This is a genomic window from Geodermatophilus sp. URMC 64 (assembly GCF_053502555.1).
The window spans coordinates 1,781,175-1,794,151 of sequence record NZ_CP199955.1; the positions used below are offsets into that span (position 1 = coordinate 1,781,175).

The 12,977-nt window shown below is 74.3% G+C and carries 14 protein-coding genes; 8 read left to right on the top strand and 6 right to left on the bottom strand.

Annotated elements, in window-relative coordinates; genetic code table 11:
* Nucleotides 1-2: 2 nt before the first annotated feature.
* Together ACWIYF_RS08790 and ACWIYF_RS08795 are read right to left on the bottom strand one after the other, a co-directional pair.
* The gene (locus ACWIYF_RS08790; RefSeq protein WP_448627737.1) at nucleotides 3-866 is read right to left on the bottom strand and encodes a DUF7714 family protein; all 864 of its coding nucleotides are present in this window, start codon (nucleotides 864-866) and stop codon (nucleotides 3-5) included.
* Nucleotides 863-1,627 carry a phosphosulfolactate synthase gene (locus ACWIYF_RS08795; RefSeq protein ID WP_448627738.1) on the bottom strand — a complete coding sequence of 255 codons (765 nt, stop codon included), beginning with the start codon at nucleotides 1,625-1,627 and terminating at the stop codon, nucleotides 863-865. Before ACWIYF_RS08795 ends, ACWIYF_RS08790 begins: the two co-directional genes overlap by 4 nt.
* A gap of 32 nt (nucleotides 1,628-1,659) precedes the next feature.
* Here ACWIYF_RS08795 and ACWIYF_RS08800 point away from each other — a divergent pair, with 32 nt between their 5' ends.
* Entirely contained in the window at nucleotides 1,660-2,607 is a 948-nt protein-coding gene (locus ACWIYF_RS08800) for an AIR synthase related protein (RefSeq protein WP_448627739.1), read from the top strand.
* A 35-nt stretch (nucleotides 2,608-2,642) separates the two neighbouring features.
* Here ACWIYF_RS08800 and ACWIYF_RS08805 read toward each other — a convergent pair whose 3' ends face one another.
* Nucleotides 2,643-3,128, bottom strand: a complete 486-nt coding sequence (locus ACWIYF_RS08805; RefSeq protein WP_448627740.1) for an MSMEG_0567/Sll0786 family nitrogen starvation N-acetyltransferase — start codon at nucleotides 3,126-3,128, stop codon at nucleotides 2,643-2,645.
* Complete coding sequence (locus ACWIYF_RS08810; RefSeq protein WP_448627741.1) at nucleotides 3,091-4,248, bottom strand: MSMEG_0568 family radical SAM protein; 1,158 nt, start codon at nucleotides 4,246-4,248, stop codon at nucleotides 3,091-3,093. The genes ACWIYF_RS08805 and ACWIYF_RS08810 overlap by 38 nt, the downstream gene beginning before the upstream one ends.
* Nucleotides 4,249-4,854: 606 nt before the next feature.
* Here ACWIYF_RS08810 and ACWIYF_RS08815 point away from each other — a divergent pair.
* Genes ACWIYF_RS08815 through ACWIYF_RS08830 form a run of 4 tightly spaced genes read left to right on the top strand, consistent with a single transcriptional unit; the run spans nucleotide 4,855 to nucleotide 7,867 of the window.
* A complete protein-coding gene (locus ACWIYF_RS08815) occupies nucleotides 4,855-5,598 on the top strand; it encodes a hypothetical protein (RefSeq protein ID WP_448627742.1) in 744 nt (247 codons plus the stop codon).
* Between the two features lie 33 nt (nucleotides 5,599-5,631).
* A complete protein-coding gene (locus ACWIYF_RS08820; protein ID WP_448627743.1) occupies nucleotides 5,632-6,363 on the top strand; it encodes a hypothetical protein in 732 nt (243 codons plus the stop codon).
* A 45-nt stretch (nucleotides 6,364-6,408) separates the two neighbouring features.
* Nucleotides 6,409-7,170 (top strand): hypothetical protein, encoded by a 762-nt coding sequence (locus ACWIYF_RS08825; protein ID WP_448627744.1) that lies wholly within the window; start codon nucleotides 6,409-6,411, stop codon nucleotides 7,168-7,170.
* 34 nt (nucleotides 7,171-7,204) lie between these two features.
* Nucleotides 7,205-7,867 (top strand): hypothetical protein, encoded by a 663-nt coding sequence (locus tag ACWIYF_RS08830; RefSeq protein ID WP_448627745.1) that lies wholly within the window; start codon nucleotides 7,205-7,207, stop codon nucleotides 7,865-7,867.
* Nucleotides 7,868-7,924: 57 nt separating this feature from the next.
* Here the strand turns inward: ACWIYF_RS08830 and ACWIYF_RS08835 are convergent, their stop codons facing one another.
* The gene (locus ACWIYF_RS08835; RefSeq protein WP_448627746.1) at nucleotides 7,925-8,608 is read right to left on the bottom strand and encodes a hypothetical protein; all 684 of its coding nucleotides are present in this window, start codon (nucleotides 8,606-8,608) and stop codon (nucleotides 7,925-7,927) included.
* Between the two features lie 74 nt (nucleotides 8,609-8,682).
* Here ACWIYF_RS08835 and ACWIYF_RS08840 point away from each other — a divergent pair, with 74 nt between their 5' ends.
* From ACWIYF_RS08840 to ACWIYF_RS08850, 3 genes are read left to right on the top strand one after another with little or no spacing between them, the layout of a single operon-like run.
* Nucleotides 8,683-9,636, top strand: coding sequence for an amino acid kinase family protein (locus tag ACWIYF_RS08840; RefSeq protein WP_448627747.1), 954 nt, complete (start codon nucleotides 8,683-8,685; stop codon nucleotides 9,634-9,636).
* The gene (locus tag ACWIYF_RS08845) at nucleotides 9,633-11,162 is read left to right on the top strand and encodes an FdrA family protein (RefSeq protein WP_448627748.1); all 1,530 of its coding nucleotides are present in this window, start codon (nucleotides 9,633-9,635) and stop codon (nucleotides 11,160-11,162) included. The genes ACWIYF_RS08840 and ACWIYF_RS08845 overlap by 4 nt, the downstream gene beginning before the upstream one ends.
* Nucleotides 11,159-12,322: an MSMEG_0565 family glycosyltransferase gene (locus tag ACWIYF_RS08850; protein WP_448627749.1), complete on the top strand. Its 1,164-nt coding sequence runs from the start codon at nucleotides 11,159-11,161 to the stop codon at nucleotides 12,320-12,322. Before ACWIYF_RS08845 ends, ACWIYF_RS08850 begins: the two co-directional genes overlap by 4 nt.
* Before the next feature lie 24 nt (nucleotides 12,323-12,346).
* Here ACWIYF_RS08850 and ACWIYF_RS08855 read toward each other — a convergent pair whose 3' ends face one another.
* Nucleotides 12,347-12,922 carry a cupin domain-containing protein gene (locus ACWIYF_RS08855; protein ID WP_448627750.1) on the bottom strand — a complete coding sequence of 192 codons (576 nt, stop codon included), beginning with the start codon at nucleotides 12,920-12,922 and terminating at the stop codon, nucleotides 12,347-12,349.
* Between the last annotated feature and the right edge of the window lie 55 nt (nucleotides 12,923-12,977).

Sequence of the window (12,977 nt, forward strand, 5' to 3'; positions counted from 1 at the left end):
GCTCACGCCGTCACCGCCGCCGCCAGCGCCGCGCGCAGCTGCCCGAACGACGCGCCCCACGGGGTGACCACCGTGCGCCCGTCGACCTCGTTGCGGTCCTCGAACAGGCAGCACTTGGTCACCAGCGCCTCGCCGGCCGGCAGCTCGAGACCGCAGGCCAGCGTGCGCGGGCACATGTCGATCTGGCGCACCGTGCCGCCGTAGAGGAAGTCGTGGATCGCCCGCGACCGCGCGCAGCCGACCAGCGTCCAGTCCGCCCGCGGCGGCACCTCGTCGAGGTAGGCGACGTCCGCCCCGGGCACGTCCATTCCGCCGCCCCGGCAGGGCAGCAGGTAGGCCGGGTCACGCGGTTCGGGCAGCAGGTCGGCCAGCTCGACGACGTGCGGCACGAGCTGCACGCCGGGCAGGTCGTCGGCGGTCGCCAGCACCCGCTGCAGCTGGTCGACCAGCTTCGCCGGCCGCGGGGGGACGACGTCGAGCACGTGCACCCGCACCGGCGCCGGGTCCAGCACGAAGCTCACGTGCCCGTACGCGCCCTCGACCACGACGCACCGCGCGCCGGGCGCCTCCGCGGCGGCGGCCAGCAGCTCGGTGGGCACGCCGGTGTCGACCCCCGGCCGGTGCAGGAAAGCGGTCTCGTCGGGGCCGGCCAGCAGCTCGACGTCCTCGACGGCGGAGAACAGCCCGGTCGTGGCGCCGCGCACCAGCCGGACCAGCGCCGTCCGCTCGCCGTTGCGCACCACCATGTGGTCGCTGCGCCGGTAGACCGGCCGCGAGGTGAGCAGCGCGCGCAGCGGCCCGGCCTCCAGCGGCACGTCGACGTCGGTGACCGAGACCTCGCGGTAGCGGTCCGGGTAGAGGGTCATCGCGGCACCAGGCCGAACGTGTCGGCGCGCAGCCCGAGCCGCAGCGCCTCCACGCCGAGGGTCTCCGCGGGCGGGATGTTGCCCAGGTTCACGTCCGGGCCGAACCGCCGGATCAGCCAGGCCTGCTGCTCCTTGCGCGGCGCCTCGAACACCGCGCACTCGACGCCGACGGCGTCCACCACCGCGGCGGCGACGTCGGTGCGCACGGCGCCGTCCGAGGCGAACAGGCCGACCGTGCCGCTCTCCCGCCCCTCGGTGACCACCCAGGTCGCCCCGGCGGCCCGGTCGGCGGCGGCCGCGGCCGCCCACGCGGCGGGGGAGACCTCCGCGTCGGGGTCCTTGCTGCCGATCTCGGCGAGGACGACGAACCGCGCGGCCGCCGTCTCGATCAGCGCGCGTTTGTCGGATGGACCGAGGGGTGCCACCCCGTTCGACACCTCGACGCAGGGGAAGCCGAGGTCCGCGGCCCAGGCCAGGAACTCGCCGGCCGCCCCCTGGTGCCAGGCGACCTCCAGCAGCGTGCCGCCGGTGCAGCCCAGCACGCCGTGCTCGCGCAGCACGGCGAGCTTGGCCGCCAGCCCGGGGTCGAGGTAGGCGGTGCCCCAGCCGAACTTCCAGACGTCGACGTACTCCCCGCACACCTCCAGCAGCCGCGCGGCGTCGGCGACGGGCAGCCCCTTGTCCAGCACGTGGGTCAGGCCGCGCCGCCGCGGTTTGCGCGCACGCGGGGGCACCGCGAGGAAGCCCGGCGCGGTATTCACCTTCCGACACATCCGACCGTCAGGAGGCCGCCGTGGCCGATCTCGCCTCGCTCGCCGAGCACCTCCGGACGCTGCCCGGGGTGCGGGCCAAGGCCGACATCGCCCTGGTGGCCGACGTGCTCGGCGGCGGCGACTGGTACGCCGGCCCGGGGGACGACGGCGCGGTGCTGCCCGACGGCGCGGGCTCGGTCGTGGTCGGCGGGGAGGCGATCCTGCCGGCGTTCGTCGCCGCCGACCCGCACGGCGCCGGGATCGCGGCGGTGCTGGCCAACGTCAACGACCTGGCCGCGATGGGCGCCCGGCCGGTCGCGCTGCTCGACACGGTGGTCGGCCGGCCGGAGGTGGCGCGGGAGGTGCTGCGCGGCATGCGCTGGGCCGCCGAGCGCTACGACGTCCCGATCGTCGGCGGCCACCTGACCCGCACCGACGGGCCGCCGGCGTTGTCGGCGTTCGGCATCGGCCGCGCCGAGCGGGTGCTCTCCGCGACGGCGGCCGGGCCGGGCCAGGTGCTGGTGCTGGGCTGCTGCCTGGACGGCGCGATGCGGACCGACTTCCTGTTCTTCCCCTCGTTCGAGCAGCGCGGCGACCGGCTGGCCGGCGACGTCCGGCTGCTCGCCGAGCTGGCCGCGGCCGGCGCCGCGGTGGCCGCCAAGGACGTGAGCATGGCCGGCCTCGTCGGCTCGCTGGCGATGCTGCTCGAGCCCGGGCGGCTCGGGGTGACCCTCGATCTCGACGTCCTGCCGGTGCCGGCCGGCGTGCCGCTGGCCGACTGGCTCGCCTGCTTCCCGGCGTTCGCCTTCCTGCTCACCTGCCTGCCCGAGCGGGTCGAGGACTGCCTGGCCGGCTTCCGGGCCCGCGGCCTGACCGCCGCCGCGCTGGGCGAGCTGGACGGCACCGGCCGGATCCGGCTGGTCCGCGCCGGGGACGAGGCGACCGTCTTCGACCTGGCCCGCGAGGGGGTCACCAACCTGCGCCGCTGAGCCCCGGGGCTTTCGGTACAGAAAGCCCGAGGTGCTCATGGCTGTCCCAGCGGGATCGACATCCACTGGTGCGGCACGCCCAGGTGGTCGGCCGGCGGCGCGGTCGGCACCCAGCCGAGGTGCTCGAAGAAGCGCACGTTGGCCTGCTGCACGCGGGCCTGCATCCGGGTGCCGCCCCGCTCGCCGGCCAGCGCCACGGCCAGCCGCACCAGCTGCCCGCCGATCCGGTCGCGGCGGAACGGCGGCAGCACCGCCAGCCGGTCGCCGTGCCAGAGCCCGCCGGTCAGCGGGTAGAGGCGGACGGTGCCGGCCGGCTCCCCCCGCACGAAGCCCAGCACGTGCACGGTCGCGGGGTCGTCGTCGTGCTCGTCGGCGTCCGTGCCGTCGAACAGGCCCTGCTCGGCGACGAACACCGCGCGGCGGATCGCCAGGTGGACCGCCAGCTCGTCACCGCCGGCCACCGGCCGGCAGCCGTCGCCGACCTCAGAGAGCGACGACGGGAAGGGACGGACGTCCGTCACGGATCCCCCTGTCCGAGCGCTCGAACGCGCCCAGGCCCGAGCAGGCCTGGCAGCGCGCGCAGCCGGCGGTGACCCCCGCGGCGGACATCCCGCGCGCGGCCAGGTACGGGACGACGCGGCGGTAGACGGCCTCCACGGCATCCCGCGGCGGCGGGCGGAACTCCTCCATGAGACTGCCCGGCACCGGCCGCAGCGGGACGACGAACGGGTAGACGCCCAGGTCGATCGCCCGGCGGCAGCCCTCGACGGTGAGCTCGACGTCCTCGCCCATGCCGAGGATGACGTAGGTCGACACCTGGCCGGGCCCGAACGCGGCGACCGCCCGCTCCCACGCGGCGAAGTAGGCGTCCAGACCCCAGCGGGCCTTGCCCGGGGCCACCCGCGCCAGGACGGCGGGGTCGAAGCTCTCGACGTGGATGCCGACCGAGTCGACGCCGAGGTCGGCGACCCGGTCGATCACGTCGAGGTCGGACGGCGGCTCGAACTGGACCTGCACCGGCAGCCCGGCGGCCTCCTTGACCGCGGCCGCGCAGCGCGCGACGTACATGGCGCCGCGGTCCGGCGTGGCGGTGCTGCCGGTGGTCAGCGTCGCGTCGACGGCGCCGTCGAGGTCGCGGGCGGCGACGGCCACCTCGGCGAGCATCGCCGGCGTCTTCTTCGCGATCGTGCGGCCGGCGGCCAGGGTGACGCCGATGCCGCAGAACCGGCACTGGTCGGCGGTGCCCCAGTAGGCGCAGGTCTGCAGCACGGTGCTGGCCACCGAGTCCAGGTGCAGCAGGGCGATCTGCCAGTAGGGGATGCCCTCGGCGGTGGTCAGGTCGTAGTAGCGCGGGCGGGGCGCGGCGGACGCCGAGGCCAGCCGCACGCCGTCTCGGTAGACGCCCCACCCGCCGTCGTCCTCGCCGCGCAACGTGTACGGGGAGTCCGCGACGTACGCCGCGCTGGTCGGCACGGTCGTGCGGACGCCCTCGACGTAGAGCATGCCGGCGTCGGCCGGGCCGGCCCCGCCGGTGCGGGTGGCCACGGGCACCTCGACGCGCAGCCCCTCGCTCTGCAACGCCGTGATCAGCCGGGCGACGTCCTCCGCCGAGGGTGCGGGCGCTTCCGTGGTCACGGTCATGAGCCGCCTCTTCCTGGGCCGCCACCGGCGTTCACTATCGGAAACATTCGGTGTGGCCCAGGCCTCTGTCAAGGCCTGGCGCACTGGACGGGGTGCTCGGCCCGGCCCCGGCCCACCGCCCGCCCCGGGCACCGGCGGGCCACGCCGAGGCCTGGCAGCTTTCGACCCTCACGCCGGCGAGCAGGAGTGCGGTGACAACGCCGTAACGCCCGGATGACGCCGCCTTCCTACCGTGTGTGATGCGCGACGGCGCCTCGCCGATCCGGAGATCGCCGAACGGCAGGATCCCACGTGGAAGACATCGCCTCCCGCCGGTGATCCGGAGCGACACGGCGTCATCGCGACGTTCTCGCAGCCAGAGCTCCATCCAGCGAGTCCGCCACGAGCCGCAGCCACGCCGGCGGCGCTCTGGTCCAGCGGGATCGGGAGGAGCAGTGCCACGCATCTCGATCGCACCATCGGTTCTGCACATCGTGTCCCTCGACGCGCCGCGCGACCTGCCGCCTGGGACGCATGGTGGTCCGTCCGTGGCGCCCGGTCGGACGCTCCACGAAAACCCGGCACGTGCCCGTGTCGTCCTTCTTCCCCAGGGCTGGAGTTCTTCCCATGAGCGGTCTCTTCTCTCCCCACCTCGACTCGCTCGACCCCGAGTCGCTGCCGGTGACGTTCGGCCCGCACCTGTCACGGAATGAGGCGCAGGCCCGGGTCGCTGCCGGGCCGTCGAACCAGCAGGTGGTCGATGCCTGCAAGCGGGCCTATCACCAGCACACCGACGCCGTGGACCAGTTGACCGTGGGAAGCGTCCACACGGGCCAGTCACCGAGCGCCAAGCCGCAGTTGTCCGCGATGCGCGCGTACAACTGGAACAGCCGGGTGGCCGCCCCCGGACTGGCGACGCCGCTCTACGAGAGCTCGACCATGGAGGGGGCGCGCAAGTCGGCCAGCGCCGACGGGTCGTTCCTCACGTTCTTCATCGGGCTCGAGGAGTCCGTAGACGTCTTCGTAGGAGCGCTCGCAGGCGTGGGCGTCGGTCTCCCCTTCCCGTGGCAGGGCACCGGTCCGCTCTGGATGGCCTACAGCGGGCTGCGGATCTCGTTCAACATCGATGTGGCCGTGAACCTCAACGCCGGCATATTCCTCGAGCCGCCGTCCGAGGTCGCCGGTGACTACCTCGGCCTGGAACTGTCCGCCGAACCGGTCGAAGAAGGCCCCTCGGTCGGCTTCGGCATCCACATGAGCACCGATCTCGCCACCGTGCGCGGCTTCTCGATCGGCGTGGGCCTCGAGCTGGGCATTCTCCCCGTCAATGCCGCCGTCGTCTACGGCGCGATCGCCACCAACCGGTCCTGATCCCCGCGTCGCCACGACCGAGAAGGGATGATCATGTTCTCACTCGTCGAGCGAGCCGTACTCGACGCCACGCTTCCGGTGGAGAGCTCGGAGGCAGACTCCGCCGTAGCGGCAGGGGACGGCCCGTCGAACCAGCAGATCCTGGACGCCGCGAAGGCGGCCTACGCGTCCTACCAGCCGGCGGTCGACGCCACGACGCTCGCTCTCGTGGCCTCGTTGAAGGACGCCGCGCTGGCGCAACCGATCACCGTTCTCGACGGGACCAACTGGTCGAGCCCCGGGCTGAACGGGGCCCTGGCCGCGCCCTTCTTCACCAGCACCGACGTCGCGACCGCGCTCGGCGTGGTGCGAAAGACGGACCTCAAGACGTTCTCCGTCGGCGTCTTCACCGCGCAGGTGCCCGGCGGCGGCCCCGGCATGGTTGGGTTCTCCGAGGACGTGCTCGGGCTCAGCAGCTACGGGCTCACGCTGACCCTGAACGTCTTCTCGCACATCGTCAGCGTCGATCCGCGTCACAACCTGCAGTACGGCGTCTGGCTGCCCGCACCGGACCAGCTGCACGACCTGGTGCTGGGCTTCTACGCCAACGCATCCCTGCAGGACATCGGCGTCAACCTGAAGATCCTCCTGACGAAGGCCCTGCAGCCCTACGGCTTCGTCACCAGTGCCGGCGCCAGCCTCCCGGTGTCCTCCGGGGTCTTCGCCGGCGCGACCGCGCAGTGGATCCCGGCGGGGCGGGAGGTCACGCTCGGCGGCCGTCACTGATCCGGCATGTACCGGCCCACTCACGCCAAGAGAAGGGGTCATCGAATGACCACTGTCAGCTCACCCATCGGCGACGTCCTCGAGTCGCTGAACGCCAATGACCTGCGGATCTCCCCGGCACTGGCCTACCGCTCGGGATCGGGATCCCACGTCGCCGGCACGGCCCTGCAGAGCCCGCCCTCCAATCAGCAGATCCTCGACGCGACGAAGGGGTTCTACTCGGGACACCACGCGGTCGTGGACGCCACGACGCTGAACTGCCGCGACGTCGCACAGCAGCAGCACGGCTACGTCTCCACGCTCAACTCGTACAACTGGAAGTCGCAGCAACTCACCCAGGACGAGCAGAACACGTCGGGCAACAGCATCTTCGGGAACGGCGGCGGCGGGCTCTGGGACAACACGCTCAACAACGTCAAAGCGGACCGGCTGTTCACCACCATCGGCGTCGGCATCGCGGCGGACGTGCAGTTCTTCGTCGGGGGCAACGGCGGCCTGGGCTGCGTCTGGGACATCGCGAAGCGCGAAGGCCCCAGGGGATACGGCTACGCCGTCGGCGAGATCGGCCTCCGGATCGACCTCACGCTCAACGTGCAGTGCGTCATCTTCAACCAGTTGCCGTCGGCGCTGGACTCGGACGTCTTCGGCCTCACCGTGGGGATCACCTCGGGCATCGGGCTGAACTTCTCGACCTTCTGGCAGGGCGACGCCAGCAACCTCCAGATACTGGGATATGTCATCGGCGCGGGTGTCGGCGTCGGCGCAGGCGGGACGATCTTCGGCGGCCACGTCTGGAACTTCGGATGAGTGCCGCCGTCACCGACGGGACGGGAGGCCACTCGTGACCCCGACCGCAGCGTCCTACGACTTCTTCCGCAAGGCGGCGACGCCCCTGGAGGTCGGCACGTTCCAGTGGCCGTGGGACATCGCCTCGAAGGGAGGGCACTACTTCTCCGACCACGGCGGGGTGCTCGACACCCTCACGTCCTCGGGGCGGGCCGTCACGAACTCCCCCAGCGGCGCCAACGCGGCGAGCGCCGTCGCGGCCAACCCGACGAGCAGCGCGGCGACCGACCAGGTGTTGAACAACGAGCTGTTCGGTCCGGCGTTGGACTCGGTGAAGGCGGACCAGCTGCTGCGGACGGTCTACATCGGGTGGGCGGGCGGCGCCCAGGTCGCGCTGTTCGGCGGTGGTGGCGGTGCCGGGGTGGCATACGACGAGCTGGACCACGGCAACCGTCGGGCAGTGACCTACGGCGCGTTCGCCGTCGGGATCGGCGGCCAGGTCACCACCGGACTCCTGGTCGGGGCGATGAGCCGGGAGCCGGGTGACCTCAATTCCGGTATCTGTCTCTACCAGTTCGGGGCCGCCCTCGTCGGGATCGGCGTTCTCGTGTCCGTCGTCATGAACGACGCCGATCTCAGCCTCATCGGGTTCACGATCAACCTGGGAGTCGGCGGCGGATTCTCCAGCGGAACCGGATACGGCAAGATCTCGACATAGTGCCCTCGGCGGCGCGAGGCGGCGAGCGCCCGCGGGTCCGGCTCCGGCTGGAGCGCATCAGTCGGGGCCGAGCCGATCCCGCAGCCCGGCCACGGCGGCGTCCCGGGCCGCGGCATCGGGATGGACGGTGATCTCGCCCGCGTCCACGACCTCGCCGGTCGCCAGGTCGAGCCGCACCCGCCGGGTCTGGTGCACGACGCGGCGGTACTCCTCGTCCGGTGCCGCGGTGACCAGCAGACCCTCGCCCGTGGCGGTCGCCACCTCCAGCCGGGAGTACGGCAGGAACGGGTCGCCGTCGGCGGCGCCGCTCTCCTCCACGACGACCCAGCCCGCGCCTCTCGTGCGGGCCTCCTCCACGCGCCGCAGCCGGCGGCGGACGACCTGCTCACCGCGCAGCTCGCGGTAGCGGAGGGCCAGGGCGGCGCGGGACACCAGCTCCAGGTCCAGCTCGAACACCGACAGCCCGCCGTCGTCGGCGACGGCGGCGACCAGCTCCGGGCCGCGCTCGGCGGCGGCGACGAGGGCGCTGGTGCCCGGCCCCAGCAGGCGCAGGTGGTCGGCGGTGGCCCGCACCAGCCGGACGATGCGCTGGTAGAGGTCCGGCCGCTCGAGGACGGCGGGATAGAGCCGCGCCTCGGCCTGCTCCCAGGAGACCGCCAGCAGGGTCGGCACCGGGCTGTCGTCGGGGTCCGGTGCGTCCGGCGAGGGGCCGGCGAAGGGATCGGCGGCGTCGGGGTTCATTGCGCTCCTCGGCGGGACGGGTTCACCATCTTCAACATGCCGTCTCCTATCCGATGCGGGAGAGGTGGCCGGCGATGAACCAGCGGACGGCCGTCGTCGCGGTCGGCGGGAACGCCCTGACCCGCGCCGACCAGCCGGGCAGCGCGGAGGAGATCGCGGCCAACGCCGCGGGGATGGCGGCCGCACTGGCGGGGCTGGTGCGCGCCGGCCGCCGGGTCGCGGTCGTGCACGGCAACGGTCCGCAGGTCGGCAACCTGGCGCTGCAGCAGGACGCGCTCGCGGACACGGTGCCGCCGCAGCCCCTGCACCAGCTCTCGGCGATGACGCAGGGCCAGCTCGGCGGCGTCCTCGCCCGGGCGATCGACGTCGAGTGCGGGCACGGCGCGGCGGTGTGCGTCCTCACGCACGTCGCCGTCGACCCGGCCGACCCGGCGTTCGCGCAGCCGACCAAGCCGATCGGGCCGTTCCTCGACCGCGCGGAGGCCGAGCAGCTGGCGCGCGAGCGCGGCTGGCGGGTGGTCGAGGACGCCGGCCGGGGATGGCGCCGGGTGGTGCCCTCGCCACGGCCGGCGGGGATCGTCGAGCTGGCCGCCGTCCGCACGCTGCTCTCGGCCGGCTCGGTGGTGCTCGCCGCGGGTGGCGGCGGGATCGCCGTCGACGCGCGCGCGATGGCCCCGCTCGACGCCGTCATCGACAAGGACCTCGCCGCGGCCGCGCTGGCCACCGCGGTCGGCGCCGACGAGCTGTACCTGCTCACCGGCGTGGACTGCGTGCTGCTCGACTACGGCACGCCGCGGCAGCGGCCGGTGCACCGCCTCGACGCCGAGGAGGCCGCGCGCCACCTGGCGGCCGGGCAGTTCCCGCCCGGCAGCATGGGGCCGAAGGTCACCGCCGCGCTGCAGTTCCTCCGGGACGGGGGGCACCGCGCCATCATCACCTCCGCGCCGCTGCTTCGGGCCGCCGCCGTCGGCGGGTCGGGCGCGGGCACGGTGATCGAGGGTGCGCCCGTGCCGGCGGGTGCGCGGTGACGGTCCGCGGGCTGCGGGTGCACCGCGACACGTACCTGGACTCGCTGCTGGTCATGGCGACCACGGTCGCCATGGACTCCCGGCCCGGGGTGAGCTGGGCGGGGGCGGTGATGGCGACCCCGCGCGGCCTCGAGGACCTCGCCGCGGCCGGGTTCTCCGCCGACGACCTCGACGGGCTGACCGCCAACGACCTGGTGCTCGCCGCGGCGGCCGACGACGACGAGGTCCTGGCGGCGGCACTGGACGCCGGCCGGGAGGCGGCCTTCGCCGAGCGCTCGCCGGCCGCGCCGGGCGCGGCCGAGGCGCCGCCCGCCGACCTGCGCGAGGCGGTGCGCCGCGCGCCGGAGTCGTCGGTGGCCGTCGTCTCGGTGCCCGGCGAGTACGCCGCGCTGGAGGCGCACCACGCCCTCACCGCCGGCCTGCACGTGCTGCTGTTCAGCGACAACGTGCCGGTCGAGGAGGAGGTCGAGCTCAAGGAGCGGGCGCTGCGGCTCGGCCGGCTGGTCATGGGTCCCGGCGCGGGCACCGCCGTCCTGGCCGGGACCGGGCTGGGGTTCGCCAACGCCCTGACCGCCTCCGGGGGGTGCGGCGTCGGCGTCGTGGCCGCCGCTGGCACCGGCGCGCAGGAGGTCTCGACCCTGCTCGACCGCTGGGGGGTGCCGGTCACCTCGGTGATCGGCGTCGGCGGGCGCGATCTCGGGAAGCACGTCGGGGGCCGCATGGCGCGGGCGGCGGTGCGGGCGCTGGCCGCCGACCCGGCGACCGGGGTGGTCCTTCTCGTGTCGAAGCCGCCGGACCCCGAGGTGGCCCACGCCGTGCTCGCCGAGTGCGGCTCGACCCCTTCGGTCGCGGTGTTCCTCGGTCTGGAGGACGGCGGCGACGACCGGCTGGTGGCCACGCTCGAGGCGGGCGCACGGGCCGCCGCGGAACTCGCCGGGACGACGGTGCCGGCGCCAGGCACCGGCCTGCGCGAGCGGGTGGCCGCCGCGGTGCGCGACCTGCCGGGGGAGCGGCGCGCGGTCCGCGGGCTCTTCTCCGGCGGCACCCTCTGCTACGAGGCGCAGTACGTGCTGGAGCGGGCGCTCGGGCCGGTGTGGTCCAACGAGCCGCTGCGCGCCGGGCGCACCCCACCACCCCCGGACGGCGCGCCGCTGCTGCTCGACCTCGGCGCCGAGGAGTACACCCGCGGGCGGCCGCACCCCATGATCGACCCGTCGCGCCGGCTCGAGCTGCTGCGGGAGGCCGCGGCCGACCCGTCGGTGGCCGTCGTGCTGCTCGACGTCGTCCTCGGGCACGGCAGCGCCGAGGACCCCGCCGGCGCCCTCGCGGAGGTCTGCGCCGGCATCCGCGGCCCGCGGATCGTCGCCTACCTGCTCGGCACCGAGGCCGATCCGCAGCGGTACTCCGCGCAGCGGGCCCGGCTGGAGCAGGCCGGCTGCCTGGTGCCGGAGACCAACGCGCAGGCCGCCCGCGCCGCGGCGGCGATCGCCCTGCGCCGTCCGGAGCTCGTCGAGGAGGAGGCATGAGGCCGGTCGCGCTGCTGACCTACTCGACCAAGCCGCGCGGCGGCGTCGTGCACACCCTCGCGCTGGCCGAGGCGCTCACCGAGCTCGGTGTCGACGTGCGGGTGGTCGCGCTGGGCGACCCGGCGGCCGGCTTCTACCGGCCGGTGCGGGCGCCGGTGGTGCTCGTGCCCGGACCCGCCGACTCGCCCGACCTCGAGGCCAAGGTGGCCGGCTGCATCGACGTCCTCGAGCGGGTGCTGACCGACGTGGTGGCGACGACGCCGGACGTCGTGCTGCACGCCCAGGACTGCATCAGCGCCCGCGCCGCCGCCCGGGTGCGCGACGCGGGGAGCGCGGTGCCCGTCGTCCGCACCGTGCACCACGTCGACGACTTCACCAGCCGCGTGCTGATGGACTGCCAGCGCGCCGCGATCCTCGAGCCGGACGTCGTCCTGGCGGTGACCGACGTGTGGCGGGAGATCCTCGCGGCCGACTACGGGGTGCGCGCCGGCGTGGTGCCCAACGGGGTGGACGTCGACCGGTACGCCTCGGGGTCGGTCGCCCGGGCGGCGCAGTTGCGGGCGTCGGTCGGGGCGGCGGACCGGCCGCTGCTGCTCGCCGTCGGCGGGCTGGAGCCGCGCAAGGGCAGCGACAACCTGGTCCGCGCGCTGGCCGCCGTCCGCCGCACGGGTGTCGACCCGGTGCTCGCGGTGCTCGGCGGGCACTCCTTCCAGGACTACCGCGCCTACTCCGACGCGGTCCGCGCCTCGCTTCCCGCGCTCGGGCTGGAGCTGGGCCGGGACGTGGTGGAGGTGGGCACGGTGCCGGACGAGGACATGCCGTCCTGGTACCGCGCCGCCGACGCGCTGGCGTTCCCCTCGGTCAAGGAGGGCTTCGGGCTCGCGGTGCTGGAGGCGATGAGTGCGGGGCTGCCGGTGGTCACCAGCGACCTGCCGGTGTTCCGGGAGTACCTCGTCCCCGGCCGGGACGCGCTCCTCGCGCCGGTGGGGGACGTCGACGCGCTGGCCGGCGCGCTGCTCGCCGTCCTCACCGACGAGCCGCTGCGGGCCTCCCTGGCCGCGGCCGGGCACGAGCTGGTGCAGCGGTTCACCTGGGCCGCGAGCGCCCGCCGCCACCTCGAGGTCTACGCGTCGCTCGTCCGCGCCCCCGCCCCTGCCTGAGGGGCCAAAGTGGCCACTTTGGCCCTACTGGGGGCGCAGGGCCATCCAGAGGGCGACGGCGTCGGTGGTCCCGGGATTGCGCCAGAAGTGCGGCTGCACGGTGCGGAAGTGCAGCGAGTCGCCGGGCTCCAGGCAGTAGCGCTGTTCGTTGACGACGAACTCCAGCCGCCCCTCGAGCAGGTAGACCAGCTCCTCGCCGGGGTGCTCCATCGCCTTCTCGCCGCTGCTGGCCCCGGGGACGACGGTCGCGCGGGCGCCGGCGAGGAAGAACCGGCCGTAGGCGCCGCTGATGCCGGCCAGGTCGATGCCGGTGTGCGAGGTGAGGATCGGCCGCTGGTCGCCGTCCTTGATGAACACCGTCGGATCGGAGGCGACCTCCTCCTCGTCGACGAAGTACGCCACCGGGCGGCCGAGCGCGCCGGCCAGCTTGAGCAGCGTGGTGATGGTCGGCACCATGCCGCTCTGCTCGATCTTGTGGATGGCGGCCGCGGAGACGTCGGAGCGCGCGGCCAGCTGCTGCAGCGAGAGCCCGGCCTGCTTGCGCAGCGAGCGCAGCTTCGGGCCGATGCCGGAGACGATCTGGGTGAGGTCCTGGGTCATCGGTCGGCCCTTCGTGCCAGCGGCGGTGGCCGTACGCCGGAGTTGCGGAACCAGT

Coding starts and splice junctions, on each gene's coding strand:
- ACWIYF_RS08820 (WP_448627743.1), top strand. CDS start 5,632: ATGTTCTCACTCGTCGAGCGAGCCGTACTCGACGCCACGCTTCCGGTG.
- ACWIYF_RS08835 (WP_448627746.1), bottom strand. CDS start 8,608: ATGAACCCCGACGCCGCCGATCCCTTCGCCGGCCCCTCGCCGGACGCA.
- ACWIYF_RS08855 (WP_448627750.1), bottom strand. CDS start 12,922: ATGACCCAGGACCTCACCCAGATCGTCTCCGGCATCGGCCCGAAGCTG.
- ACWIYF_RS08850 (WP_448627749.1), top strand. CDS start 11,159: ATGAGGCCGGTCGCGCTGCTGACCTACTCGACCAAGCCGCGCGGCGGC.
- ACWIYF_RS08825 (WP_448627744.1), top strand. CDS start 6,409: ATGACCACTGTCAGCTCACCCATCGGCGACGTCCTCGAGTCGCTGAAC.
- ACWIYF_RS08810 (WP_448627741.1), bottom strand. CDS start 4,248: ATGACCGTGACCACGGAAGCGCCCGCACCCTCGGCGGAGGACGTCGCC.
- ACWIYF_RS08790 (WP_448627737.1), bottom strand. CDS start 866: ATGACCCTCTACCCGGACCGCTACCGCGAGGTCTCGGTCACCGACGTC.
- ACWIYF_RS08815 (WP_448627742.1), top strand. CDS start 4,855: ATGAGCGGTCTCTTCTCTCCCCACCTCGACTCGCTCGACCCCGAGTCG.
- ACWIYF_RS08840 (WP_448627747.1), top strand. CDS start 8,683: ATGAACCAGCGGACGGCCGTCGTCGCGGTCGGCGGGAACGCCCTGACC.